The 25,436-nt window shown below is 40.3% G+C and carries 26 protein-coding genes and 1 tRNA gene; 16 read left to right on the plus strand and 11 right to left on the minus strand.

Annotated elements, in window-relative coordinates; all coding sequences use genetic code 11:
• The first annotated feature begins 7 nt into the window (after positions 1-7).
• Genes J2W55_RS11400 through J2W55_RS11415 form a run of 4 tightly spaced genes read left to right on the plus strand, consistent with a single transcriptional unit; the run spans position 8 to position 3,907 of the window.
• Entirely contained in the window at positions 8-973 is a 966-nt protein-coding gene (locus J2W55_RS11400) for an FKBP-type peptidyl-prolyl cis-trans isomerase (protein WP_310095726.1), read from the plus strand.
• 58 nt (positions 974-1,031) lie between these two features.
• The gene (locus tag J2W55_RS11405; protein WP_310095727.1) at positions 1,032-2,024 is read left to right on the plus strand and encodes an FKBP-type peptidyl-prolyl cis-trans isomerase; all 993 of its coding nucleotides are present in this window, start codon (positions 1,032-1,034) and stop codon (positions 2,022-2,024) included.
• A gap of 48 nt (positions 2,025-2,072) precedes the next feature.
• Positions 2,073-2,840, plus strand: a complete 768-nt coding sequence (locus tag J2W55_RS11410; protein WP_310095737.1) for a TatD family hydrolase — start codon at positions 2,073-2,075, stop codon at positions 2,838-2,840.
• Positions 2,841-2,884: 44 nt separating this feature from the next.
• Positions 2,885-3,907 (plus strand): asparaginase, encoded by a 1,023-nt coding sequence (locus J2W55_RS11415; RefSeq protein WP_310096479.1) that lies wholly within the window; start codon positions 2,885-2,887, stop codon positions 3,905-3,907.
• Positions 3,908-4,008: 101 nt separating this feature from the next.
• Here J2W55_RS11415 and J2W55_RS11420 read toward each other — a convergent pair whose 3' ends face one another.
• A complete protein-coding gene (locus tag J2W55_RS11420; protein ID WP_310095739.1) occupies positions 4,009-4,299 on the minus strand; it encodes a putative quinol monooxygenase in 291 nt (96 codons plus the stop codon).
• The gene (locus J2W55_RS11425) at positions 4,271-4,906 is read right to left on the minus strand and encodes an NAD(P)H-dependent oxidoreductase (RefSeq protein WP_310095740.1); all 636 of its coding nucleotides are present in this window, start codon (positions 4,904-4,906) and stop codon (positions 4,271-4,273) included. The genes J2W55_RS11420 and J2W55_RS11425 overlap by 29 nt, the downstream gene beginning before the upstream one ends.
• Before the next feature lie 101 nt (positions 4,907-5,007).
• Between J2W55_RS11425 and J2W55_RS11430 the strand changes: the two genes are divergently transcribed.
• From J2W55_RS11430 to J2W55_RS11440, 3 genes are all read left to right on the plus strand, one after another.
• Positions 5,008-5,904 (plus strand): LysR family transcriptional regulator, encoded by an 897-nt coding sequence (locus J2W55_RS11430; RefSeq protein ID WP_310095742.1) that lies wholly within the window; start codon positions 5,008-5,010, stop codon positions 5,902-5,904.
• A 108-nt stretch (positions 5,905-6,012) separates the two neighbouring features.
• Positions 6,013-6,086: transfer RNA gene (locus J2W55_RS11435), tRNA-Ala, on the plus strand.
• 859 nt (positions 6,087-6,945) lie between these two features.
• Entirely contained in the window at positions 6,946-7,605 is a 660-nt protein-coding gene (locus tag J2W55_RS11440; RefSeq protein ID WP_310095744.1) for a hypothetical protein, read from the plus strand.
• A gap of 777 nt (positions 7,606-8,382) precedes the next feature.
• Here the strand turns inward: J2W55_RS11440 and J2W55_RS11445 are convergent.
• Complete coding sequence (locus J2W55_RS11445; protein ID WP_310095746.1) at positions 8,383-8,835, minus strand: hypothetical protein; 453 nt, start codon at positions 8,833-8,835, stop codon at positions 8,383-8,385.
• A 42-nt stretch (positions 8,836-8,877) separates the two neighbouring features.
• Here J2W55_RS11445 and J2W55_RS11450 point away from each other — a divergent pair, with 42 nt between their 5' ends.
• The 8 genes from J2W55_RS11450 to J2W55_RS11485 all read left to right on the plus strand — a co-directional run bounded on the left by J2W55_RS11450 (position 8,878) and on the right by J2W55_RS11485 (position 12,565).
• Positions 8,878-9,135 (plus strand): hypothetical protein, encoded by a 258-nt coding sequence (locus J2W55_RS11450; RefSeq protein ID WP_310095749.1) that lies wholly within the window; start codon positions 8,878-8,880, stop codon positions 9,133-9,135.
• 63 nt (positions 9,136-9,198) lie between these two features.
• Entirely contained in the window at positions 9,199-9,753 is a 555-nt protein-coding gene (locus J2W55_RS11455) for a hypothetical protein (protein WP_310095751.1), read from the plus strand.
• A 3-nt stretch (positions 9,754-9,756) separates the two neighbouring features.
• Complete coding sequence (locus J2W55_RS11460) at positions 9,757-10,416, plus strand: DUF2711 family protein (RefSeq protein WP_310095754.1); 660 nt, start codon at positions 9,757-9,759, stop codon at positions 10,414-10,416.
• Positions 10,376-10,771 carry a hypothetical protein gene (locus tag J2W55_RS11465; RefSeq protein WP_310095756.1) on the plus strand — a complete coding sequence of 132 codons (396 nt, stop codon included), beginning with the start codon at positions 10,376-10,378 and terminating at the stop codon, positions 10,769-10,771. The genes J2W55_RS11460 and J2W55_RS11465 overlap by 41 nt, the downstream gene beginning before the upstream one ends.
• Before the next feature lie 6 nt (positions 10,772-10,777).
• On the plus strand, positions 10,778-10,978 hold the full coding sequence (locus J2W55_RS11470; RefSeq protein ID WP_310095758.1) for a hypothetical protein: 201 nt from the start codon (positions 10,778-10,780) through the stop codon (positions 10,976-10,978).
• Positions 10,975-11,301: a hypothetical protein gene (locus J2W55_RS11475; protein ID WP_310095760.1), complete on the plus strand. Its 327-nt coding sequence runs from the start codon at positions 10,975-10,977 to the stop codon at positions 11,299-11,301. Before J2W55_RS11470 ends, J2W55_RS11475 begins: the two co-directional genes overlap by 4 nt.
• Complete coding sequence (locus tag J2W55_RS11480) at positions 11,301-11,966, plus strand: hypothetical protein (protein ID WP_310095762.1); 666 nt, start codon at positions 11,301-11,303, stop codon at positions 11,964-11,966. The genes J2W55_RS11475 and J2W55_RS11480 overlap by 1 nt, the downstream gene beginning before the upstream one ends.
• Positions 11,963-12,565 (plus strand): hypothetical protein, encoded by a 603-nt coding sequence (locus tag J2W55_RS11485; protein WP_310095764.1) that lies wholly within the window; start codon positions 11,963-11,965, stop codon positions 12,563-12,565. Before J2W55_RS11480 ends, J2W55_RS11485 begins: the two co-directional genes overlap by 4 nt.
• A gap of 257 nt (positions 12,566-12,822) precedes the next feature.
• On the opposite strand, the gene J2W55_RS11490 is transcribed toward J2W55_RS11485, so the two are convergent.
• The 8 genes from J2W55_RS11490 to J2W55_RS11525 all read right to left on the minus strand — a co-directional run bounded on the left by J2W55_RS11490 (position 12,823) and on the right by J2W55_RS11525 (position 24,652).
• Positions 12,823-13,863, minus strand: coding sequence for an MBL fold metallo-hydrolase (locus tag J2W55_RS11490; RefSeq protein WP_310095766.1), 1,041 nt, complete (start codon positions 13,861-13,863; stop codon positions 12,823-12,825).
• A 270-nt stretch (positions 13,864-14,133) separates the two neighbouring features.
• Positions 14,134-15,588, minus strand: a complete 1,455-nt coding sequence (locus J2W55_RS11495) for an alpha-L-fucosidase (RefSeq protein WP_310095768.1) — start codon at positions 15,586-15,588, stop codon at positions 14,134-14,136.
• A gap of 128 nt (positions 15,589-15,716) precedes the next feature.
• A complete protein-coding gene (locus J2W55_RS11500) occupies positions 15,717-17,219 on the minus strand; it encodes a RagB/SusD family nutrient uptake outer membrane protein (protein WP_310095770.1) in 1,503 nt (500 codons plus the stop codon).
• Positions 17,220-17,247: 28 nt separating this feature from the next.
• Positions 17,248-20,586, minus strand: a complete 3,339-nt coding sequence (locus tag J2W55_RS11505; protein WP_310095772.1) for a TonB-dependent receptor — start codon at positions 20,584-20,586, stop codon at positions 17,248-17,250.
• A gap of 267 nt (positions 20,587-20,853) precedes the next feature.
• A complete protein-coding gene (locus tag J2W55_RS11510; RefSeq protein WP_310095774.1) occupies positions 20,854-21,990 on the minus strand; it encodes a FecR family protein in 1,137 nt (378 codons plus the stop codon).
• Between the two features lie 68 nt (positions 21,991-22,058).
• The gene (locus J2W55_RS11515; protein ID WP_310095776.1) at positions 22,059-22,628 is read right to left on the minus strand and encodes an RNA polymerase sigma factor; all 570 of its coding nucleotides are present in this window, start codon (positions 22,626-22,628) and stop codon (positions 22,059-22,061) included.
• Between the two features lie 226 nt (positions 22,629-22,854).
• The gene (locus tag J2W55_RS11520) at positions 22,855-23,568 is read right to left on the minus strand and encodes a LytR/AlgR family response regulator transcription factor (protein WP_310095777.1); all 714 of its coding nucleotides are present in this window, start codon (positions 23,566-23,568) and stop codon (positions 22,855-22,857) included.
• A gap of 22 nt (positions 23,569-23,590) precedes the next feature.
• Positions 23,591-24,652 (minus strand): sensor histidine kinase, encoded by a 1,062-nt coding sequence (locus J2W55_RS11525; RefSeq protein WP_310095779.1) that lies wholly within the window; start codon positions 24,650-24,652, stop codon positions 23,591-23,593.
• A 235-nt stretch (positions 24,653-24,887) separates the two neighbouring features.
• On the opposite strand from J2W55_RS11525, the gene J2W55_RS11530 reads away from it, so the two are divergent.
• Positions 24,888-25,343 (plus strand): hypothetical protein, encoded by a 456-nt coding sequence (locus J2W55_RS11530; RefSeq protein WP_310095781.1) that lies wholly within the window; start codon positions 24,888-24,890, stop codon positions 25,341-25,343.
• The last annotated feature ends 93 nt before the right edge of the window (positions 25,344-25,436 follow it).

Genomic DNA, 25,436 nt, shown 5'->3' on the forward strand with positions numbered 1-25,436 from the left:
AGTAAAAATGAAAAGAAAATTAATGTTCTTGGCTCTTGCGGCTATCGGTTTAGCAAGTTGCAATGGTGGGTTTAAACAGGGAGAAGGCGGCTTGCTTTATAATATTCACACCTCAAAGGGTGCCCCCAAAATAAAGGAGGGTGATTTTGTAAGTTTAAATATGGTGGTTAAAACCGATGGTGATTCCATATTAAACAGTACTTATGAAAGCGGCCAGCCAACACGTACAGCAATGCCTAAAGCACAGGCAAAGGGTGATATTGTTGCAGGTATTGGTTTACTTGGCGAAGGCGATAGCGCTACCTTTAAAATTTCTGCCGATACGCTGTTTAAAAAAGGTCAGCAACGTCCTCCGGGCTTTAAAGGTAAATATTTGGTATTCCAGGTAAAAATTGAGAAGGTAATTGCCAAAGGATCACTTAACGAGCAGGTTTTCCGCGGTCGCGTTATGGATTATATCAAATCAGAAGGCGAAGCATTAAAGAAAGAGGAGCCTGCTAAGATCAAAAAATATATTGCTGATCATAATTTAAAGGTTGAAAAAACAGCATCGGGCTTAATGTATGTAATTACAAACCCGGGCACAGGCGATAAACCTGCGGTTGGTGATACCGCGGTTGTAAACTATACTGGTAAACAGGTTAACGGAAAAGTATTTGATACCAGCGTAAAAGAAGTAGCAACCAAAGAAAAACTGCCGGTTGACCCAATGCGTCAGTTTGCACCTATCCGTATACCTGTTGGCCAGGCCAAAGTAATACAAGGTTGGGACGAAGGTTTGCAACTGTTGAACAAAGGAGCAAAAGCGATATTCATTATCCCGTCTGACATTGCTTACAAAGACCAGGGAATTGGCCCTATCGGCCCATATACGCCACTTGTATTTGAAATGGAGATGGTAAATGTGGTACACCCTAATCCAAATGCTCCAAAACCGGCTGCTCCGCAATTAACACCGCCTGCAGCTAAATAATTAAAAGAAATTGACCACAGCCTTTTTGCCCGCGGGCAAAAAGGCTTTTTTATTGCTTATGAAACATCCTATTTATTTCCTGCTGCCTTTGCTAACCTTATTTGCCGTAAGCGTACAGGCCCAGCAAGCAACTGATCTGAAGCGAACAGACCATGGTGCACTGTACAAGATACTTACCAGTAACCCGGGCGAAAAAGCAAAACAGAACGATGTAATTACTTTCAACTTTATCCAAACTACCGATAAAGATTCAGTTTTATACAGCACTTATAAAACAGGTAAGCCGGTGCAGGCGCAAATACAGCCTTCGCAAAACGTAGGCGATCTGATGGAGGTATTCCCGTTGCTGGCAGCTAAAGACAGCGCGCTGGTTAAAGTACCTACCGATTCGATTTTTAAAGGCCATGAAGAGGCGCGTCCGCCGTTTTTTCCCAAAGGCAGTTTTTTAACTTTCATCCTCAAAATTGAAAAGGTGCAATCGCTGAATGACGCCATCGCCGAGAAAAAAGCGGAAGCCCAGAAGTTGAAAGACAATGAGTCGGCAGCAGCAGCCAGTTATTTGGCCACTAACAAGATAAATGCTACAACAACAGCATCCGGTTTAAAATATGTGATCAAGCAGCCATCGGTAAAACATAAACCCGTAGCTGGTGATACACTGCTGGTTAATTACACAGGCCGTATATTAAATGGCAAAGTTTTTGACTCCAGCATTGAAGCCGATGCTAAAAGCGCGGGGTTAACGCAACCCGGTCGTAAATATGAACCCATAAGCGTTGTGGTTGGCCAGGGGCAGGTAATTCCAGGATGGGACGAAGGCCTGTTGTTACTGAACGAGGGTTCAAAAGCGGTATTTATTATTCCATCGACCCTGGCCTATGGTGAAAAGGGCGCCGGACAGGATATTCCGCCATACAGCACACTGATATTTGATATAGAGCTGGTAAAAGTTAAGCCAGGTAAACAGGCACCTGTTAAAAAAACAGGCGTTATGAACCCAGCCAAAAAGCGGGTATATAAAAAGACACCTGTAAGTAAAAAGAAAAATTAGTGTAAAAAGCCTTCTGCCAAAAACAGAAGGCTTTTTTACTTTTGCACTATGGTATTAACCGACACCCATACCCATTTATATTACGAAACCATTGAGGATAAGCGGGCCGCGCTAATGGAACGCTGCTTAAATAACAATATTAGCCGTTTGTTTTTGCCAAATGTTGATCTGGAATCTGTTCCCCTGGTGTTTGATCTTGTGCGTGCCTTTCCTGAACAATGTTTTCCTATGCTTGGTCTGCACCCATGCTCCGTAAAAGATAACTGGGAACAGGAACTCACGGCTATTCGTAACTCGCAGCAGCAAAATAAGATTTTTGCTATTGGCGAAATCGGCATTGACCTGTATTGGGATAAAAACTTTTTAACAGAACAGATAGCAGCCTTTCGCCAGCAGATCAACTGGGCAAAAAGCCTTAAGCTACCTATAGTTATCCATTGCAGAGATGCTTTTAACGAGGTATATGAGGTGTTGCAACAAGAGCAGGACGAAGACCTGAAAGGGATATTGCATTGTTTTACCGGCACACTTGAGCAAGCCAATAAAATTATAGCACTTGGCTTTTACCTGGGGATAGGGGGCGTGGTTACCTATAAAAATGCCGGTTTGGACAAAATCATACCTCAAATTGATTTAAAGCATATAGTTTTAGAAACAGATTCTCCGTACCTTACGCCCGTTCCGTTCCGGGGTAAACCTAATGAAAGTTCATACTTGATTTATATAGCGCAGAAAGTGGCAGAGCTGCATCAAACAGATGTTGATACAGTGGCCAGGATTACCACCGAAAATTCAAAACGGCTGTTTGGCATATAACAATAATATTTTTAATGGATCTTATACAGCATAAACCTTACTTCATGAGCCAGATACTGATCATCTATACCGGAGGTACCATTGGGATGATGACCGATCCTGTGACCAAAGTGCTTAAACCAATAAACTTTGAGCAGATAATGGATAATGTTCCTGAACTGGAAAAGTTAAATTGCCGCATTAAGGTACATTCTTTTGATGAGATCATTGATTCCTCAAACATGAACCCGGCTATCTGGAGCCAACTGGCAGGTCTTATACAATCAAACTATTATGACAATGATGGTTTTGTAATATTGCATGGCTCCGATACCATGGCGTACACGGCATCGGCCCTTAGCTTTATGCTCGAAAACCTGGGCAAGCCAGTGATCTTTACGGGCTCGCAACTACCAATAAGCGCTATCCGTACGGATGCGAAGGAAAATTTGATGACCGCTATTGAAATTGCCAAATCAAAAAAAGGCGATCGCGCACGTGTACCCGAAGTTTGTATTTACTTTGATTACAAACTATTTAGGGGTAACCGGGCATTTAAATATAATTCCTCGAAGTTTGAGGCGTTTCGTTCGCCCAATTATCCCATACTGGCAGAGTCTGGCGTGCATCTGCGTTTTAGCGCCAATGACATCAGGCAACCGCAGGATGGTACCGAGCTTATCATTCATAATAACCTGATCAGCGATGTTGCTGTATTAAAGTTATACCCGGGTATTGGCACTAAGGTGGTAGAAACTATTTTAAATTCGGATGTTAGAGGCATTGTAATGGAAACATTTGGTGCAGGCAATACCACAACCGACAGCTGGTTTATTGATTTGCTTAAAAACGCTATTGACAGTGGTAAAGTTATTGTTGATATCTCCCAATGTAAAGTGGGTACTGTTGAATTAGGCAGATATGAAACCAGCCGGCACCTGAAAGATATAGGTGTAGCGAACGGGTATGATATGACCTTTGAATCGGCAGTGACCAAGATGATGTACCTGCTGGGTATGTTTGACGATCCAGCAATGGTTAAACACTACATGGAGCAGGATCTGAGAGGTGAAATAACCGTATCGTAAGTTTGGTATAATTATTAATATATCACCGCGGCGCAGCAGCCGCAGTGATATATTTGCCGAACTATATAACGATTTAAGCCCATCTTTATAGTCGCAAATAATTAATTGACCGGCTGTGTTTTATAAATTATGATATCTCCCTCACGGAGTTCTGCTGAGACAGCGAGAAAGCTTTGGATGTGGGGCTGACTATTATGTAGCTGAAGCCCTGCGGCATCCTGCCATTCTTCATGAAAAATATATATTTCGGGGTTATCCTCCACCTGATGCAGGTCATACTGCAAACAGGCGGCTTCCTTTTTTGATTGATTTACCAATTCCTGTAAAAAAGGCTTTAAGGCATCGGCATAACCCTGTTTGCTCTTAATTATTGCAGTTAAGTAAATGCTCATGTTCTTGTGTTTGAATTGTGATAAAATTTTTAGTTAGATGCTCATTATAGATGTTAAGATTATGTTGCATATCGGCGTTTTTCATTACATCGTGAAAATGCAGACTCTCTAAAGGCGTCATTCCGGTAAACGCGTTCATACGGTGAAATCCAAATAGGATGCCTTCATCAACACTGGTTTCATTAAAAAACTCATTAGGCAGCGTAAACGCTTCTTTTGGCGCGTTCCATGATGTGGTTACCATGTATTGCCGGCCATGTAAGGCGCCACCTGTACCATAATTGATAGCCGGGTTCGCTGACGAGCGACCGTCACTGTTATATATGCCATTGGCATGTCCTTCGGTAAATACCACGTCAATATATTTTTTAAGGTTGTGCGGTAGCTGGAACCACCAAATCGGTGTATGATATATCACCACGTCGGCCCATATGTATTTACTAACCTCTTCGGCCGGGTCGTACTCATTGTTAATATCTGTATATTTAACTTCAAAGCCTGGCGTGTTTTCAAAGAAATCGAGGGTAGCCTGTGCTATTGTTTTGTTGAATTGTCCTCCGGAGTGCCCAAATTTTTGTCCCCCGTTTATTATAAATATGTTCTTCATTTTATGTGTTTTAATTTCTATGGCACAAAATTAACCCGACGCTAAATACTATTAAAATAATTTAAATCATACATTTGTATCATAAATATAATAGAAAGTATATGGTTAATTTAGAATGGTACAGAACTTTTAAAGCTATCTATGAAACTGGAACGTTAACAGGTGCTGCCGAGGCTTTATACGTATCGCAGCCAGGTGTGAGCCTTCACCTGGGCTCGCTTGAAGCTTATGTAGGGTATAAGCTTTTTGACCGCACCCCGCGTAAAATGGTATCTACCGAGCGGGGAAAGATCCTTTACAACTATATACAGGAAGCGTTGGAAAAGCTTGAACTGGCCGAAAAACATTTTCATCGAAGTACCGAAAAGGATACGCCTACCATTAGTATAGGTATGTGTTTTGAAACATTTCAAATTACACTGGAGCCTTACCTGGCTGAGTTGCCTTTTAACGTGATCATTAAATTCGGCGAATACCCCCAGATGCTGAGCGATCTTGACAATGGCATTCTTGACCTGATCATTACACCTCAAAAGGGAAGCAATAAAAGTATCGAATATCAACCCTTCGCCAAAGAAACCATTGTTTTAGTTGCCGGGAAAAATACAGACACAACTCCATTTAAAAAGATGCTTGGGCAAAATGATATGTCTGCATTAAAGCATTGGCTTATTGATCAAAGATGGTACGGTACGACCGGCGACATGGAACATTGGATAAGGTTTTGGTACGCCAACTTTAACCGCCGGCCTGATTTTAAGCCAAACTTTATTGTTCCCAATTTAAACTCCATAGTACGCTGTTTAAGCAGTGGCATAGGTTTGGCCGTAATACCCGATTTTTTATGTAAAAGAGAAATAGAGAGCGGAGATGTAAAGCTGATATGGGAAGGAAATCAGAAAATTGAAAATACACTCCATTTTGCAATGCGTAAGAAAACGATTTATACCAAAGAAATAAGCCTGATACAGGAGATTTTTATAAAAGAGATGGCTTAATAGGTTAAACTGTTAAATCGGACAAAAGTGTGGTTACGAAAATTGAAAAATAAAAACGATGAGTAATTTTATTTTATTACTTAATATGATATATTTGCAACCCAATTCGGGGGATTAGCTCAGCTGGCTAGAGCGCTTGCATGGCATGCAAGAGGTCATCGGTTCGACTCCGATATTCTCCACATATTGATCAGTAGGCTTTTAGATTAATTTCTAAAAGTCTTTTTTTTACGGGTACAACATAGGTACAACACTTTCCGTCATCATATTTAAGTTTTCTTATCTGCAAAGTGCGGAAAATCAGATTGCTCGGTTATTTTTAGCCAAATTTGATCACAATTTAATATGACTATTTACAATTATTTTCACAATATCAGTTTAGTTTCTCAATTTATAGGCAGGTCATAAAGTGTTTATTAGATTTCAATTATTATTTAGTTGAGATAAAATCATTTACAGAGATTAAAAACGGTTATTAAAACCATGATGGCATGCAACTAGCACGCCTCTGTTGACTTCAAATAGGTATTAAATAGGCTTTTTTTAACATTGTCTGCAAATAAAGCTAAAACAAAGTACAATCTATTTTAGTAACAATCGATAATAAATAGTTATCTATCGTTGAAAACTACTGATTTGATCGGTGCATAAATCCATTATAATCTATTTTACTGAATTTATCTGATAATGAAGTTGTAATGAATAACCAAAGGAGAGCAAAAGATTATGAGTGGTCGAGTTTGTTCGGAATATTTTGAGCAAAAACTGTATTTTTGCCTTGCTTAGGGCTAATTTACGATTAAATTTTTGTTTTTGCAATTATTCCAATGACGGAATAGTGACGGTTTTTCGTTCAATTCGGCAATTATTGCTGCTGCCCAGTAGTACTTCGGCTTTTGGTCTATAACGATTACCCTACCAGATAGGTACTGCTAAACCATGAGAAATAACTTCTTTTTCCTTTTGCAAGCAAAAACCGTAATTCGATTAACCTCACAAGAATGTACCATTTTAATCATAATTCCATCAATGTAAAATCGTATGTTCGTCATAGTTATGGATGAAAGTACAGATTTGGTTTGGTATGCTTCCTATGGCTCCAATATCAGCGAGGAACGATTCCTCTGTTATATTAAAGGCGGCAAACCAAAAGGGGCATCTAAAACTTATACAGGTTGTACCGATCCTGCCTTGCCGCGTAATATTGAGGAGTTCTATATTACCAGCGAACTCTATTTTGCCAAATCATCTTCTACCTGGAACAACGGCGGTGTGGGCTTTCTCCGGAATGACTTTAATGCAAATGCAGAAACTTGGGGCAGAATGTATCTAATCACTAAAGAGCAGTTTGTTCAGGTGTTGCAACAGGAAATTGGAGGCAAGACCGTTCAGATAGATTTTAACCGTGCGAGAAAATCAGATTACGTTTTTGCGCCAGGCTCGTGGTATGGTAAAATCATTAATCTTGGTGATCAGTATGGGTATCCAATATTTACTTTTACCCATGAAAAAGACCTGCCTGAAACATCCCCAAGTCCAGCGTATTTAGGTACTATCGCGGCAGGCATTAAAGAATGCTTTCCGTACAGTAACCGGGAGATTGCCGAATACTTTATAGCAAAAGCTGGGGTTAAAAATAGCTATAACATCACAACCATAATTGAGATACTTCTTGCATTGGATGAAACAGGTGATCGCTGAAACCCATTAAAAGTCAGAATCTTCAATAATTTCCATTAACGCAGGAAAAGTGATTCGGTTAATTTCGCGATTTAGATTGAGTTTTACTAACTATTTTGGTGCTGAAAGATAATTGGCAATCACCGCCTGAAGACCGAGAGCATTTTTTCCTGTGACATCATATTTACGAATTTGGCTTGTCACATCCTGTCCCAAAATATGAATACTGTTTATGACATCATATTTTACTTGCCCTTCCCAATCAGTCTCAACTGTTAAGGGTGTTGACAGCACATCACATCGATAAAAACATCTTTCGTTTCAGAAATCCAAAACGTCTTAACTTCACTTAATGGCTTGACCAGATCCGCGATAAACTTGAATGATTTTAAGTACAACGAATTCCGACGAAGTGCCATTATTTCTTCAAAACTTTGAGTTTTAAATCTGTCTTTTCGGAATTCGCCATGACTGTCAAAATAAATTTCAAAAAGCATACCGTTTAGGATGATTTTCTCTAGTAATGGAATATGGTTTAAGGCGCTCACTTAAACTTTCAAAAAAATTGGATGTACTGAAAGCATACCCACTTGCCGGGAGCAAATTTCTGCCTAAAAGAAATTGACGGTTTTTATCCATTTGTTGGCCTAGCATATTTAGTAGCTTGTCAATGGCGGGATTTTGTCTATTCCAGTTACTTATCAGCTTATCAGTCTGGCCCAAACAACTTTCGAGGCTAAGTACTACAAATACAATAAGCAAGTTAAATTTCATCAGTTGTGGCTTTTAAACAATTAATTAATAATCATAAATATGCTCTATCGTCACCCCTTTTAGTTTGAGTGTTCTTACCAGCGAGCATAGGTTTTCCACCTTTGTTACTAAAGCAATTCTACTTAAGCCCGGCTTGGTAAAGACCGGCTGAGTGAATAATACTTTATAATTCCCGGTAACATTTAAAGACTTGTCGGTTAAAATAGTAAGCATAATAGCACCTTTATTCCCGGCAATTTCAGTAAAACCGACACAATGTTTGGCCAGCTTATTAACCGCAGTATTAAATTCAGCGTAACGGGGTAAATTAGTTAGCACCATACCGTTTGGCAATACTTTTACATGATGCACAAAGCCGGTGGTACCCAGTCCTGCGGGTAATTTATCCATCACTACTGCTGTTTGCAACGAGGCTGTTTCATAAGCCGATTTAGTACCAAGGCCAATTAACCAGCCATAGCCGCTTTTAATCAACAATTCGGTTGTTAAATAGTACCGCCTTTCCAGTTTACGCAGCAAATGCGGGCCGGAAGTGGAGAAGGCATGGTGATTAAGCCTTATAACTTTATTGAAAGAGACGGTAAAGGGTTAATACAACCAGCCATAAAGATCAGGGGAAAAGAATATTTACGGATCATCTATGGCCCGGAATATACTGCCCTAGAGAATATTGTTTGCCTCAAGTCGCACGGCTTAAATGCCAAGAGAGGGTTGGCTATGCGCGAGTCGGGCAGTCGGGTCTGGGGTTTTGCCTCGCCTGATAGCGGACAAAGATAGTAATGCAATATATTACTTTTCATATCGCTTTACTATCTTTATACATCACTATATCCATATCACATGACTTTTAATTTAGGTAGTCTATTTCCAAAAAAACCGATCAACGAACCTCATTTGGAATTAGATGACTCACGCTGGGCAGAATTGGAAGGTGGCTATAGAGATTCTTTGTACGATGCTTCAGTACCATTAAGTCGGTTGAAGAATGCAAATACATCTGTAGAGGTTACCGCTATTTATCAGGTTTTGTGGGATGAACTGCACCATCAAGGTGATGTAGGTTTAGCCTCATATTATGCAGTTCCTCATATGGTTTCTGCTGCAAAATCAAATCAGATAATTGATTATAACGTATTGGGACTGGTGTCACTTATAGAGATACAACGCCATAAAAATAATCCTGTAATACCTCCGCTACTTTATCCAGCTTATTCTATGGCTTTAAACGAACTAGCCTCACTTGCGATAAGCATAATCAATAATGATTGGGATTTAAGTACCGCCTCAGCGGCATTAACTGCTATAGCGATAGCAAAGAAGCAATTAAAGCTTGCCAATGCTATACAAAACATGGATAGTGAGGACGTAATAGATGAATTCCTGGAAAGTTATTGAATTATGCATAAGCCGCCTATCGAAGCCGAACACAATTGCATTTGCGCTTTCGCAGATATGCCAATACTTGATTTTTATAGCGGATATTTTGATTCGGTTTATATTTTCTTACATCCCTTTTATAAAGTCAATGAAAAATTAGAAACTACCCGAATAGTATCATGGAATGAAATGTTATCACTAACAGGATTCACGCACATTAATCAACTGGATATTGCGCTTAGAAACAATATAGGTGGTTTAGTAAATAAATGGAAGAATGATGAAGATGTTGAAATTCTGAAATCAGTATGTGAAAAATTTGAAATATTGCTACCATCTGAGGGTCTTTTTCAGGAAACACTTGAACGACAAATGCTGTTGAGTTTAAAACAGCGTGGCCACCATTATATGTTTATAGCGGACGAGTTCGGATATGAAAGAAAACTTGCTGATATCCAAGATTATATCGATGGTAAAGACAATACAGCTTTACAATGGGGCCCGCAACGTAACTGGTACACTAATAAGCATGAAATACTTTATACTGTTCATTGGGATAGCCATTTTACAATGCTGTGTTCAGAGAAGGCAACTATTGAATCAATACTTAAAGAACAGCCATTTGAAGGTTTTTACTGCAATGAAGAAACTGAAATTTATTGGAGTTGCGCATCTCGTTAATATGTGTATTGCCTCCTTATTATTAAATGGATGCACAAATCATTCAGTGCAAATAAAGTTTAACAGGACACAATGGGATGATGGCGACATAGAAATTTATCCATATCGCGATGCAATGCTCAATAATCTTCTTAAAAACTACCATTTAAAGGGTATTAGTTACCGTCAACTTACAAAGCTACTTGGTGAACCTAATCGTTGGGAGAATGTAAATATTGATAGCCCATATTATGTAATAAATACTCATTATGTTAATGATATTGATCCTGTTTACACTAAAACGTTAACTTTTTTTTTAAATAAAGACTCTGTGGTTGCGGACTACAAAGTCAAAGAATGGAAAAAGAATGATTAAATCATCATGGGTAATAAATCACAGCAAAACTTTGAAAAGATAGAAAAGCTGAAAGAACGATTCCAGCATCTATCATCCGAAACCATCACCTCACGACTGTTTAATTTTAGTAAGAGTAATTATATTGCAGTTGCATATAAACAGATACTAAAGGAACGCGGTATTGATGATTACCTAATTTACATAGAATCGCTTAAGAACTCGTGAAAAAACTCAAGAACATATTCTGGATAGTGTTTGGGATCGCGATTATCCTTTATGCGATCTGTAAAATAGCGCTCAATTCATTTACTGACCATTTTCTTGGAGATCATCCGGTTCAAACTAAGGCCGTAATTATTAATGAAAAGAACTACATGGGGAATCAGCCCGTAAAGCCAGAGTTCTCTTATTCTTACCTATTCGAAGTCAATGGTGTAGAATACAAAGGCAACGCTCATAATAATTCTTTACAGGTTGGAGATATAGTCATTGTCATCTATAACAGCGAGCATCCCGCTATTAACAAACCTTTAAAACCTAAAGATTAATGTATCCATATAACCCTAAGCGAAAGAAAATCAGAGGTTGGAAACGCCGTATCCGACAAGTGGAACGTTGGGGTGAACTTATTAAACAACCCCATCTTAACCACTTTGTATCAGATAGAGGGCGTCATACATATGAGCGTTGTTACTTGTCTCCATTTTATAGATCAGATAAACATCAACCGCCATTGTGGTTTTTTAAAATAATTACTGGTCAATTTATTAATGCGTTTCAATCATGGGAAGTAGTTTTTAAAGAATTGAGCCAGCCTCATGATCTTCAATTGTGGCTTTATGACCCTGCTTATATTAGTTCTGAAATCATTTGTCATAAGATGCAGCATAGTGGCGATGTAAAGCGATTTAGCTGGGAGTCTGATTTTACAAAGCCATTTCCATTTGAAAAACTTGGTTCACCTGAATATTATCTCACACAATTTGATTGGATTCTTGCGGATGATGCCCATATTCATTTTGAAGATGATTTAGAATATGCAGATTTTACAGAGAGCGACTTACTTGGTGATGGTTACATAAAAAAGATACAAGACGATGACAATGCTTACTTTACTAAGCGAACTGGCGACATTTGGATTGGCAGACGAAAAGGAATATTAAGCAATAGCGTAAATGAAGTTAAACAAGGCTATTATCCACCACCACGATGATTAAAAACATATTACGCTTTATTTTAATTGTTTTGTTGTTATCTGGGTTCAATTACAGATGTAATCCCAGCGATACTAAACTTCTCGACTTCGAATACTTCACCATCAACGTGCCAAAAGCCTGGGAGCAAATTAAGTTAAAAGGAGAAGACTCCTATGTTGGTGAAATAAAGATCGACGCTGATAAAGTTGTTTATTTTGATTTAGGACGGTATTCTAACGCTCTAAATGAGGACGATGATCAGGAAGATTATATGATTGAGAACGGAAATATTTATTTAAGAGATACTCCAAAGGTTGTTAAAGGAAAATCAGCATTTAGCTATAAATATCTTGATACAGCCACAGAGGCAAATCTCAAGAAGGTACGGCAGAATAAGATTTATTGGATAAATATTGACGGCTATAAAACTAAACTGGTTTTATCTAAACAATCAAGCAACGGCATAACCGGGATATACATTGACAGTTTGTGGAACGCCGGAAATAGTAGAGATAGGTTTATGATGAGTTCATATAGACTAACAGAAGCCCAACGGGAAGAATTAATAAGTGCGTTTAAATCATTAAAGTTTTGTAAAGCCCCTAAGCGTAAATGATTCTCAGAATTATAAAACCTTCGGATTGGTGGTTTCTGTGGTCGTTCTTTCAATAGCTCAGATCAATACCAGATTCGTTCGGTAATTTTTCCCTTTGCACACATTCATCACATTATAATGCAGGAGTCTCGCTAGTCATTTGTTCCACAAGCGAACATTTTCCTTTTCAAATACTGGTATTTTCGTGTCCGTGAATAAAATTGACATCAGGTAGAGATATTCTGAAAACGCCACAAACGTTATCAATTTCAGCTAACTTAGTTAAAATTCCACCACACTGCTTTCTTGGGCGGGTCACCCAAAGTATAAGGTTCCCCAATACACGGGACGTTCATCTGTACATTTAGCTTTTGGGCAGCGGGCAGGAGCTTTTCTATAGGCTCGTTCCAGGGATGATCAGCTTCTTTAAACTTAGCCCAGTGGATGGGCTGTAGTAAGCGTGCCTGAAGGTCAACTGTAGCCTGGGCGGCCTGACCAAGCCAAAGGTGAGTCCATGGCCAGTTCGGACTGTATTGTCCGCATTCCAATAGTGCCAGGTCGAACGGGCCATATTGCTGACCTATTTTTTTAAAATGCGGTCCATAGCCGCTATCGCCGCTGTAAAACAGGCGATAGTGGCCTGCTTGTATTACATAAGATGCCCAAAGTGTTTTATTTTCTTTATTATACGTGCGGTTGCTGCGGTGCTGTGCCGGTGTAGCAGTGAACCGGAGACCACCCGGCAGCGTTACCGATTGGTCCCAATTCAGTTCAATTATTTTTTTGGGATTAAAACCCCAATACACCAGATCCGAACCTACCCCCATAGGTACTATCGCCACTTTAATATGATCTTTCAATTTTTTAAGGGTACGATAATCCAGGTGGTCGTAATGATCATGTGAAATCACAAGCACGTCAATTGGCGGCATATCCTCTGCGTGGTAATTAGTGGTGCCTTTAAATGCCGTAATTATTCCGGGTATCGGCCCGGCATGGTTGCTAAAAATAGGATCGATGAGTATGTTGCCCTGTCCGGTTTTGATCAGCAAAGATGAATGCCCGAACCAAACGATGGTTGGTGCAGTAGCGACCAGTGTATTCAAATCAGTTTTAACCCAGGGCAACGCGCGCGAGGGCCGGATGGTTTCAGGGCGGCGGTGAAACAAAAGATTGTGCTTGACTGTCGAGTCCGCACGTTCTGCTAAATTTTCGAAAGCACCATTTTTATAATTAGGTAAAGCCTCCAACCGGGTAAGTTCTTCTCCCTTAGGGTTTGTACCCACCGACTTAACCACAGCACAGCTAACCATTGCCATTAGCAGTAGTGTAAACGGTACAATTTTCAAACAACTCTTTCGCATGCCCTAAGAATGGAAATAACGCTTAAATCCGCTAATTATTTTATGGCCACTTCTTGGCACGAAATCACATGATCTGAGCATATTGACAAGTGCCCCGGGGGCGGCAGATATCGCTGTGATTACAACAATTAATAAACCATAAACGCTTATTAAAGATACCCTTTAATAAGCGTTTATGGTTTAATTGAACTATTCGCTATTTACTTGATATTGCTAACGCTTTACTCACAGTGCTCCTTTAAGCTTTACCACCAATAACTCCGAAGACGCATCGCCGGGCTTAAGTCCCGATAGGTCGATGATACAATCATTTCCTGCATTTTTTAATTTAAGTGTTTTACCGCTCCCCAAAATAGTTGCAGTAGTGCCGGCTTTGGCATAAAAAGCGCGCAATTTAAATTCCGGCCTATATGCGGGTAGGATACAGAACAGATCTTTATCCTTTTTTGTAAAAAACGCTTCTACATAAGCGGTGTCTTTTTGCGGCTTTACGAGTTGCGCAATGCTGTACCCGGCCATAAAGCTTTTGTCGCTTTTCTGACGCTTTATACCACCGCTCCACTGGTACGATTGTTTGTAAGCGTTGGTTTCATAGATGGCCTCGCCATTTATTTTTAACCAGTTACCTATTTCGGTAAGGCGCTGCTGCATAATTACCGGAATTCGGCCATCGGCTGTGGGGCCAATATCAAGCAATAAATTTCCGCCGCGCGATACAATGTCTGCAAGCATCAAAATAAGATCATGGCTGGTTTTATAGTCCTCCAGCTTTTCGTTACGGTTATAGCCATAAGAGTGTCCTATGCCCTGACTTTCTTCCCAGATGACATTGGTGTCCATCCCTGCGCCATACTCCGATGTGGTATAAGTAGCGCCGGTGTTTTTTCCGCGTGTATTACTTCCCCACCTGTCATCCACCACAATTTCTTTAGCCACTGGCGACTCGTTAAATAACCAGGCCAGCAATTCGGGGCTATGCCATGCAGTATCAGTCAATTCCCATTCGCCGTCAGAAAAAATAATTGAAGGTTTATATTTTGTTACCAGATCTTTGAACTGGGGAATCATATGCTCTGTTACAAACCGGTTTTTATCTTTTAGCCATAGCGGATTGTACCACTCATATAATGAATAATAATAGCCCATTTTAAGGCCCTCATGTCTTACCGCATTGGTAAGATCGCCAAGCAGATCGCGCTTTGGTGTACCTGTTACCGCATTCCATGGATGGCCCCAGTCGCGGTCGGCCTCAGGGCTGTTCCATAAACAGTAACCTTCATGATGTTTGGAGGTAAGCACTATATAGCGTGCCCCTGAATTTTTAAATACCTGTGCCCATTGTTGAGGGTTGAACAACTCGGCTTTAAACATAGGCTCAAATTGCGGGTACAGAAAATTTGCGCCATAATTTTTGTTATGAAAAGCAGTGAACTCGTTTGGCGTTTTAGGTTCAATACGATTCCAATACCATTCTGCGTAACTCAAACCGCTGTTTTCAATTACCGGCGCGTAAGATGGAACGGAGTATACACCCCAATGAATAAATATGCCAAATTTATCCCGGTGAAACCACTCGGGCATTTTCCTTTTATTTAATGAGACCCAGTTGGCTTCATACTTTTGAGCCGAACCAATGCTGAAGCTAAAAACCGCGATCAACAGAAGAAGTAATTTTTTCATATTAAGTTACTTAAGGACTATTTAGGTGTTTTACTTGGAAAAGGATAAAAATCAAATATACTGCTGATGAGACAAAACTCATCAGCAGTATATTTGATAACCGACATGCCCATGTTTGATTATGGGAATTAATATCCTTTGGTAGGTACCAGGTTGGGGTTATTTCTCAGTTCCACGCTCGGTATCGGGAACAGAAGTTCTCTATCGGTTAAAACCGGTCCGTAAGAAAATTTATGCCCTACAAAATTATCAAATCCCTTTGTGTCAACATTAAATGCTTTACGCGTACGCGCCATATCAAACCAGGTAATGTTTTCAAAGCATAGTTCATACCAGCGTTCGCGCCAGATGGCCTCCCTAAACTGATCTTTAGACAGCCCGGTTAGTGCTGGCAACTCTGCTCTGCTCCTTATCTGGTTAACCGCGTCAAACGCTTTTGCACCAGGTCCGCTAACTTCATTGGAGGCTTCGGCATATATCAGCAGCACATCGGCGTAACGAATGAGTGACCAGTTCAAATCGCTGTTTGCAGTGCTGGTTTGTGCAGCCACATCAAAAATCTTATAAATAAAGTATCCCCCCAAATCAACCACCAGGCTCCTGTTATCCTGATTGGTGAATTTTGTAAAAAAGAACTGGCCTTCTTTTGCGCGCAGATCTGCAGGGTCATATGATTTTACAAAGGCGGCCGTAGCATAAATGCCCCCGGTTTCGGAAGAGTAGGCAGAAATATTTTTGTTATAAGGAATAATCAATTCCTGCCAGTTTCCGGGTATGATCTGCGTTTTATACTGGATCATAAAAATGTTTTCATCAACATTCTTTCTCGCCGGGTTATGCAAATCGCCATAAGAAGTAAATAGTTTAAATTGTTTCGAATCCAGTACTTCTTCGGCCTTTTTTGCTGCCAGGTCAAAATATGGCGCGCCTTTTTGTAAGGGATAGCCGCCCATAGTAAGGTATACTTTTGCAAGCAATGATTTTACGGCCCCTAAACTGACCCTTCCGCTGGCATCAACCCAGGGTAACCCTGCTGCCTCTGCTGTTTTTAAATCATCCACAATTAATTTGTAAACATCATCTGGCGAGGCCTGCTTAGGTCTTAACTGATCTGATTGCAAATCAACAGGCTCTGTAATTAATGGGATATTACCAAACAACTGAACTAAGGTGAAATAATACCAGGCCCGTAAAAAATGGGCTTCCCCCAATAACCTTTTGGACTCTGCGGCATCCATTGTAATTGATGGTATCTTGGCGATGGAAAGATTGGCATTACCAATGCCTTTATAATAGTTTTGCCAGTAGCTTAACCCATAGGCATTATCAGCGGTGTTTCGCAAATCCTTTATAAAATAGCTGTCAACGGCCTGTCCCAAGTCAGTAGCTGCCTGTCCGGTTGCAAATTCAGTCATTGTCCAGGCGCCTCCGCCAAAGCCGCTGCTCATGGGATCACGCAGGCTGGCATAAATGGCATTTACTGAACTGCGGGCGTGCTCGGGCTTAGTAAAATAATTGTCGACAGTAAAATTACTATGATCGGTTTCATTTAAAAATTTCTTACAGCCGGTAATCCATAACGTACCGGTTGCCAATGCCAGTAACCCATATTTCTTTATTATTGTTTTCATGATTTTTTCTTAAAAAGTTTGCGATAAATTATAATCCGATGTTAAGACCAAGCATAAATATCCTTGGCTTCGGGTAATCGTACAATGTAAGGCCCTGGTCAAACGGCGCGCTGGAGTTAGAAACTTCAGGATCGTACCCTTTAAATTTGGTCGCCACGAAAAAATTCTGAACTGAGCCATATATTCTTAAACGGCTCAGTTTTAACCGCGAAATAGTTTTTGATGGAAATGTATACGCCAGTAACAGGTTACGGCCACGGATAAATGATCCATCAGTTACCTTATGGCTGTCATTATTGGTTGTGTAATAAGCATTAATCGGCCGGATTTGTGCAATAGGTGTATTTTGGTTAGTTTCGGTCCAGGCGTTGAGTACTGTTTTGTAACTATTTGCAATGCCCTGCCTGTCCTCAGCCGAATGTATGCTTCTGTCAAGTACATCATTGCCATACATATATTGTAGGTCTACCGTAAGCGACCATGCTTTATATTGAAAAGTGTTTAAAAAGGTGCCAAATCCGTCAGGTATTCCTTTCCCTATAATGGTCCGGTCCAAATCATTTATGGTGCCGTCATTATTTAAGTCTTTATACTTGATATCGCCGGGCAACATACCATATTTCTGAGCCTCCGCAGCCTCGCCGGTACCCCATGTTCCAAGGCTAACCCGTCCAAAGAAAGAGCCAACCGGTTGCCCCACCCTGATGATGCCATTGCCGGAGTATATATCAGAATTGCCATTGGCTAAGGCTAGCACCTTGTTTTTATTGACGGAAATGTTGAATGTGGTGCTCCATGAAAAATTTTCGGTTTTAACGTTGGTCGAATTAACACTAAACTCAATGCCCTTATTCTCCATGCTTCCAACATTCGAGTAAATACTGCCGTACCCACTGGAATATGGAAGCGGCGCATCCAGTAACATACCGTTTACTTTTCTGCGGTACAAGTCGAGTTCCAAATTCAACCTGTTGGAGAATAGACCAAGCTCCATACCGAAATCAATTTGCTTTGTTTTTTCCCATTGTAAGGTAGAATTGGCCATACGATTGGTACCAACACCGATATTGCGCGTTCCGTTAAAAATAACGTTATAATTACCCAGGCCGGCAAGTGCTCTGTAGGCAGGTATTTCGGAGTTGCCGGTAGCGCCATAACTGGCCCTAAGTTTTAAATTAGAAATGGCAGGGATGTTTTTCATAAAACCTTCTTCCATTACCCGCCACGCAAGAGCTGCTGAAGGGAAGAAAGCAAATTGATTATCTTCTCCAAATTTTGAAGAACCATCTGAGCGGCCAGTAAAGGTGACTAAATATTTATCCCGAAAACTGTAGTTGATACGGGCAAAATAGGAATTTAGCCCATACGCCTGTGCGTTAGATGATGGGGCCTGGGGGCTTGATCCGGCGCCAAGATTATTGAACTGAAAATAAGAGTCGGTAAAGCCTTCCGTATTTGCCTGATCTTCAAAACGGTCCACGTGTTGCCAGGATACGCCACCCATGGCGGTTATAGCATGTACCTTTGCGAATTGCTTATTGTAAGTAAGATAGTTTTCAAACTGCCAGGAATTGTACCTGTTGTTATTTACAGCAGCATTTCCGTTATCTGATATGTATTGCATCCCTTTGGCTGCAAAATAATCCTCCCTTTGGTTAATGATGTTAACGCCAACTGTCGACTTAAAATCTAAACCCGGGGCCAGGTGAATGTTTGCAAACATATCGCCAAGCAATGTCTGGGTATGTAAAAGAGATATCCTGTCGGCTGCTATGCGTAAAGGATTATCGCCTCCTTCCATTCCCGGATAGTCCCTGTTGCTCGCCCATGATCCATCTGCATACTTTACGGGTATGATGGGCAGCTCTTCCAGAACCTGGCGCATCATAGTAATGCCACCACCATCAAGCTGATCTACCTGTTTGTCGTCCTGATTGGTATAGCTCAGTGTACCGCCAACTTTTATCCAGCTTTTAATCTGGCTGTCAAACACAAAACGGCCCGCAAATCTTTTTTGCCATGATCCCCGTGCTAACCCAGCCTGATTACGATAGTTTAAAAAAGCGCCAATACTCCTTTTTTCATCACCATCGGTAAATCCAAGTTGATGGTTTTGCGTAAAAGCTTTTTGAAATGCTTCTTCCTGCCAATCTGTATCATACAGCGGGTTCCCTTGTGAATCAAATAATTTAGGGTTGGTGCGCTTGGTTCTGGGATCGGTATATTTTGTGCCGGTGGCCCACCCGATAGGGTCATATTTTTTTGCGTTTGCATAAGCCAGATCTTCTACAGCCAAAAATTCCTTTGAATTGAGTACCGCAAGTTTTTTTGGCAGCACGCCTATACTGAAATCCGGATCATAAGTAATTTTTCCGCCTGCCGAACTCCCTCGCTTTGTTGTAACCAAAATTACACCATTGGCTCCGCGGGCTCCGTAAATAGCTGTAGATGATGCATCCTTTAATACTTCTATCGAGGCTATGTCATTAGGGTTTATATAATCAATAGGGGTGCTTCCGTTTCGCAGATCTACGGGATTCAAAATCACTCCATCTATTACATATAGAGGATTGTTGGAAACACTTAACGAACTGGAACCACGTATACGAATATTGGCCCTGGCTCCTGGCCTGCCAGAATTTGAGGATACATTTACGCCTGATACACGGCCAGACAGACTTTGATTTAAAGATGAGGCCGGACGCTCCTGCAGGGTTTCGGCCTTTACCGTACCAACTGACCCGGTTAGATCTGATTTTTTAACTGTTCCATAACCAATAACAACAACTTCGCTTAATTTAGACAGATCGGGTTGTAGCCTAACGTTCATAGGCTTATCCTGTACAACAGGCACCTCCTGGGTAGAATAGCCAACAAATGAAAATACAAGAACTGCCTGTGAATTTGGCACATCAATACTGAATTTGCCGTTGACATCTGTACTCACTGTTGTATTCCCGCCTTTCACTTTTACCGTAACGCCGGGCAACACGTTGTTTTTCTCATCATAAACCTGGCCGGTAATCTTTATAATAGCCTGTTGTGTGTTTACAACTAATGGTGTTTGAATAGTTATTGGCTGCTGCTTAATGAAAATGGTGTTGTTGACTATTTCATAGCTTAAATGCTGATTTTTTAAACAGGCTGTTAAAGCCGCGTCAAGAGTAGCGTCAGTAACTTGTATGGTAATGTTTTTATTACGGATGGCTTTGGATTCATAAAAAAATACAAATCCTGTTTGATCATTAATGACTTTTAATACCTTTTTTAAGGGGGCATTAGTTTCATTAAGATTAATCTTTTGACCAAAAACCGAAGCGTTGCATTGCAGTATCGCCAGGAAGATCATTAAGATAGTCAATTTCATAACCAGTATTATTTGTGGGGGTACCCACAGCTTGCCTGTGGGCACAAAAAAAGATTTTAATTTCATACTTTTGAAAAGTTTGAGTTAATGGATGATTACTGAATAAGATCACTTTCTTTAAAAGAGGTTAGCTCAGATATGCGTACCCTGATTGCACTCGGGGTACGTTTCTGTTTTTAACCATCGGTGGGGTTTTTAGGGGATTTTTCTTGTACTTTTTTTTCTCATATTGTATCGCTTAAATGAATAATTGGTTATATGGCCTGATCAAGGCATGATCACTATGGTTTTGTTCTCTATACGGTAATGGATCTGTTCAATACTTAAGATGTGCAGCAGATGTGAAGCATCAATATTTTTATTCATTTGCCCCGAAAACTCCCTTGTCGGAATTTGCCCCTCATATTTTACAGTCACATTATACCAGCGCGAAAGCTGCCGCATTACCGTTTGGATATCATCGTCCTTAAAATAAAAGAACCCGTTTTTCCATGCTATAGCTTCTTCCATATCAGCCGTTGATACCGCTGCATGGCCATTTTGTACTTGCACCTGCTGGCCGGGTTTAATTTTGCTGCTCGTGCCATTGGTTAGCACTTTAACACTACCCTCCAGCAGTGTCGTTTTGATAACCCGTTCATCCTGATAAGCATTAACATTGAAATGTGTACCCAGTACCTCAACCACCTGACCGTTTGAGATCACCCGGAATGGTTTATGCCGGTCATGAGCAACTTCAAAATAAGCTTCTCCCGAAAGTTCAATTTCCCGTTTTGTCCCCGCGAAAGCGACAGGATATTTTAAGGTTGAAGCGGAGTTTAGCCAAACTTTGGTTCCGTCGCTTAAAACAAGCTGGTATTGTCCGCCTTTTGGAGTTAGAATGGTGTTAAACACATCGGTCTGACTTGCGGTATGATGTTTGGTTTGGTCATAGCTTATGCGGCCTGCTGCATTTTTATGAATGATCATGCCTTTTTCGTTGGTCAATGCCCCGTTTTTTTTACTGCCCAGGTCAATTTTGCTGCCGTTAGATAAAATTAACACAGCCCTATTACCTCCAGGGGGCAAATTATTAATAGGTTTTTTTTGTGCGGTTAAGGGTAGTTGATCCTGATGAGGTTTGTGTTGTTTTATGAACAAAACACCGGCACACAGTATCAAAATAGCGAAAGCCGCGATGCTGATAAGCCGTCTGTAATTAATTTTTCGCACGGCTGTTAATTCAGCCATAATGCGCTGAAGAAGCTCATCGTGGTTATTTTCCAGTTCACGATCATCAATTTCAGGAATGGCGGTATTTTTGGTATACTCTGCATACCAGCTTTCCACCAAAGCCTTTTCCTCTTCGGATGCCTGGCCGTTACGATATCGGTTCAACAGATTTGTTGCGTCTTTTTTAGACATAATTGGTAAAGGGGGGATTTCCCTTATTACGCTATATGCACTTCAGAAAGACTTAGGGAGTAGATGAATTAGAAAAAAAATAAAAAAAATTTGCTGCCCAGCTTCAATCTTAAAATTTTCAGAGAGTTATTAACCTGTTTTCTTACAGTAAGGACGCTGAGACCGAGTTGATCTGCTATTTCCTGATGGGAAAAATTATTGCTTCTGCTCATTTGAAATATGAGCCGCATTTGTTGGGGAAGCATAGCTACCTCTGCCTCTACTATAGCCATAAGTTGTTTTAAACGAATAGCCTCATCCGCCTCTGGTTGCTTGTGATCAAGATAGTCCTGAAAGGAAGCTATATAATCGCTTTTAACTTTGAGGTGCCTGAAATTATTAAGCAACCTGTTTCTGGTGGATGTGTACAGATACGCAGCAAGGTTTTCTTTTGGATTTATATTCGTTCGGTTATTCCAGAGATATACAAACACTTCCTGGAGCACATCTTTTATTGCCTCAGAATCGGGTAGGCTTCTGTATGCATGCCTGTAAAGAATTCCGTAAAACCGGTTATAAATTTCTGTAAAAGCGGCTTCATCGCTATCATTTAACAGATAGGCTAATTCTTTATCCGAATAAGCATGATAACGGGGCATTAAAAAAAATTAAATAATTTAAATAGGAACATAGATTGCTCCTGCTACGTCGGTTAAACAAAAAAATTTATAATGGCTTATAAAAGTGATAAATATTTGTTGACGAAAATTTCGCGAGATTGTCATATGATTCAGCGAAATTGGCAAACTGAAGCTTTTCCTGACCTTAAGAACAAATAGTTGCGGCAACTTTCATTGATGCCCTCTTAACCATCAAAGCTTGTTTTTACTTCGCATTCAGGCGCTTTTCTAAATTATCTTTAAAGTTTCGGCCGATGGGAATCTGATGACCGCTCAAAAGAATGTGGTTTTTTTCAAGGCGCTTTATCTTATAAACCGATACGATAAAGGATTTGTGTACCCGTATAAAACGGTCTTGCGGAAAGATATCAAGCATGGCTTTTATTGATCCTTTCAATATGATTTTTTCTGTAGGCGTATAAATTATTGCATAATCTTTCAGCCCCTGTATGTATATTACGTCATTAAATGCAAGCTTTATACGCTTTACGCCGCTCTTAACAAAAATAAAATCCCTGGTTTCGCCGGCGGTAATATCCTCAAGATTTAAATTTTGCTCTTTGAGGCTTAAGAACTCTGTAATTTTAGCAATAGCCTGGCTGAAACGGTTAAAAGACACGGGTTTTAATAAAAAATCAATCACACCCAATTCATACCCGTCAAACGCATAGTGCCGGTAAGCAGTAGTAAAAACAGTCAGCGGTGGGTCTGATAGCTGTTTCAGAAATTCAATACCGGTCATTTCCGGCATTTCAATGTCCAGTAACAACACATCAGCCGCATTATTTTCCAAATGGTGCAAAGCGGCCACTGCGTTGCTAAACATTGCCACTGAATGTACATTGTTGATTCTTTTTAAGTAGCCATCCAATATTTCAAGCGCGAGTGGCTCATCGTCTACCACAACAAATTTCAACATTGCTCTTAAATTAAATTCGTCTTTACAGTTCAATTACCAATTTAGCCAGGAACGCATTTGTCTTATCTTCCAGTTGGAGATTATGCCTGCCAGGGTAGAGCAGAGCCAGTCGCTTTCGCAGATTATCCAGCCCGATACCACCCTTATTTTTAGCGGCAACCGACGGTGGCTTTGCATTTTCTGCAATGACTGTCAATATTGATTTCTCCAATGCTACGCTTACCGTTAACCAGCCATTTTGAGTTTGCCTGCTCAATCCGTGTTTGAATGCATTTTCTACCAAAGGCAATAGGAGCAGGGGAGCAATTTCATATCCTTTTAATTCTGCATCAGTTGTAAAAGTAATAACAGCTTCTGAATTAAATCTCAGCCGCTCCAGTTCAATATAGTTACTAAGATACGCAACTTCTTTTTCTAAAGGCACCCTTACATCGGTACTGTCATACAGCATGTATTCCATCATTTCTGATAGCTTAAGTACAATATCAGGCGCGAGCTCTGATTTCTTAAGTGTAAGAGCATACAGGTTATTTAAAACATTGAATAAAAAATGCGGGTTTACCTGGGCACGAAGAAAATTGACTTCCGTATTTAGTTTTTCTACCGTAATTTTCTGAATAATGAGCTGCTGTCCGTACCAATCCATACTTAACTTAAGCGCCAGCATTAAGCCAAGATACCATAGCGTGCTGAAAAAATTGTAAGATAACGCCCCTGTCAGATCGCTGTTACGCATTGGGCCAACCACAAAACCATACAGGTAAAAATCAAACAGGCTTTGAACTATCAAGTAGCCAAATACGGATAGGATAACTGCTGTAAAATAAGCAAGGTACCGCTTCTTTAATAAGTATTTGGGTAAAAAGTAATGCAGGTTGAGGTATGCGATCACTATAAGCAGCGCAACCCGACCGGTTACACAGGCTACAAAATAGGGCATGCCGGCTTTATAGATAAGGTATTTTTTCTCGTAAATGAAGAATCCTGTAATCAGCAGCCAATAGGCACTATGTATCAAGGCGTATTTTAATGAAACACTGCGTTGGGAAAATGGCAGCTTAAGCATTTTATCCAGAAAATCCATTTTGTTGAAGATTAGCGGGATGGATACTCCTTATACCCATTTATTATAAAAGAAACTAAAAAAGGTGAGCCTTGCAAAATTATATCGACAAACGACCCGGATAGTAGAGGAATGAAAGTATAAAGACCTGATATCTACTATTCTTGTTGTTAGTCTACTAATTTTCTGCCGCGTTTCCTTTTCGCTTAATATTGCCCTAAAGACCAGTAAATATTTTAATTTAAAAATCAAGATCATGAAACACAACACATTCAATCAGGCGTTTATTAAGTTATTTACGCTGATTACACTAAGTTTCACAGCATTTGGTTTCACCACAAAGTTTGGATTGGACGGTTACGAGATCTATCTAAACAGCAAGCTTATCTTAAAGCAGTACGTTAACCAGCCTTTGAGTTTAAGGGTACTGCGGCTGGATAATGCCAATGACAAGGATCAGCTACGTATCGTTTACAAACATTGCAAAGTGCCGGGAGCGGGTACTGACAGAAGCATTGCTCTGAAGGATGAGAAAGGAAATACATTGAAGAAGTGGACCTTTGCTAATGCCAGCAATTCCGATCTGAGCATGGTTATACCGGTAAAGGAATTACTGCAATTGGAGCGGACTAATGTCAGTCATGAGCTCAGCCTCCATTATGCGGCGCGGGAGCTTCCCAAAGGCGAGACGCTTGCATTTCTCAAACCTTAAATAGTTGTTTTAAATGTTCAAAAAGAGAGGACAATAGGGACCTGTTACTCCAAGGTAACAGATCCCTAAATATTTAAATGGCCAATAATTAAA

The sequence above is a fragment of the Mucilaginibacter pocheonensis genome (genome assembly GCF_031456535.1).
GTDB lineage: Bacteria > Bacteroidota > Bacteroidia > Sphingobacteriales > Sphingobacteriaceae > Mucilaginibacter > Mucilaginibacter pocheonensis.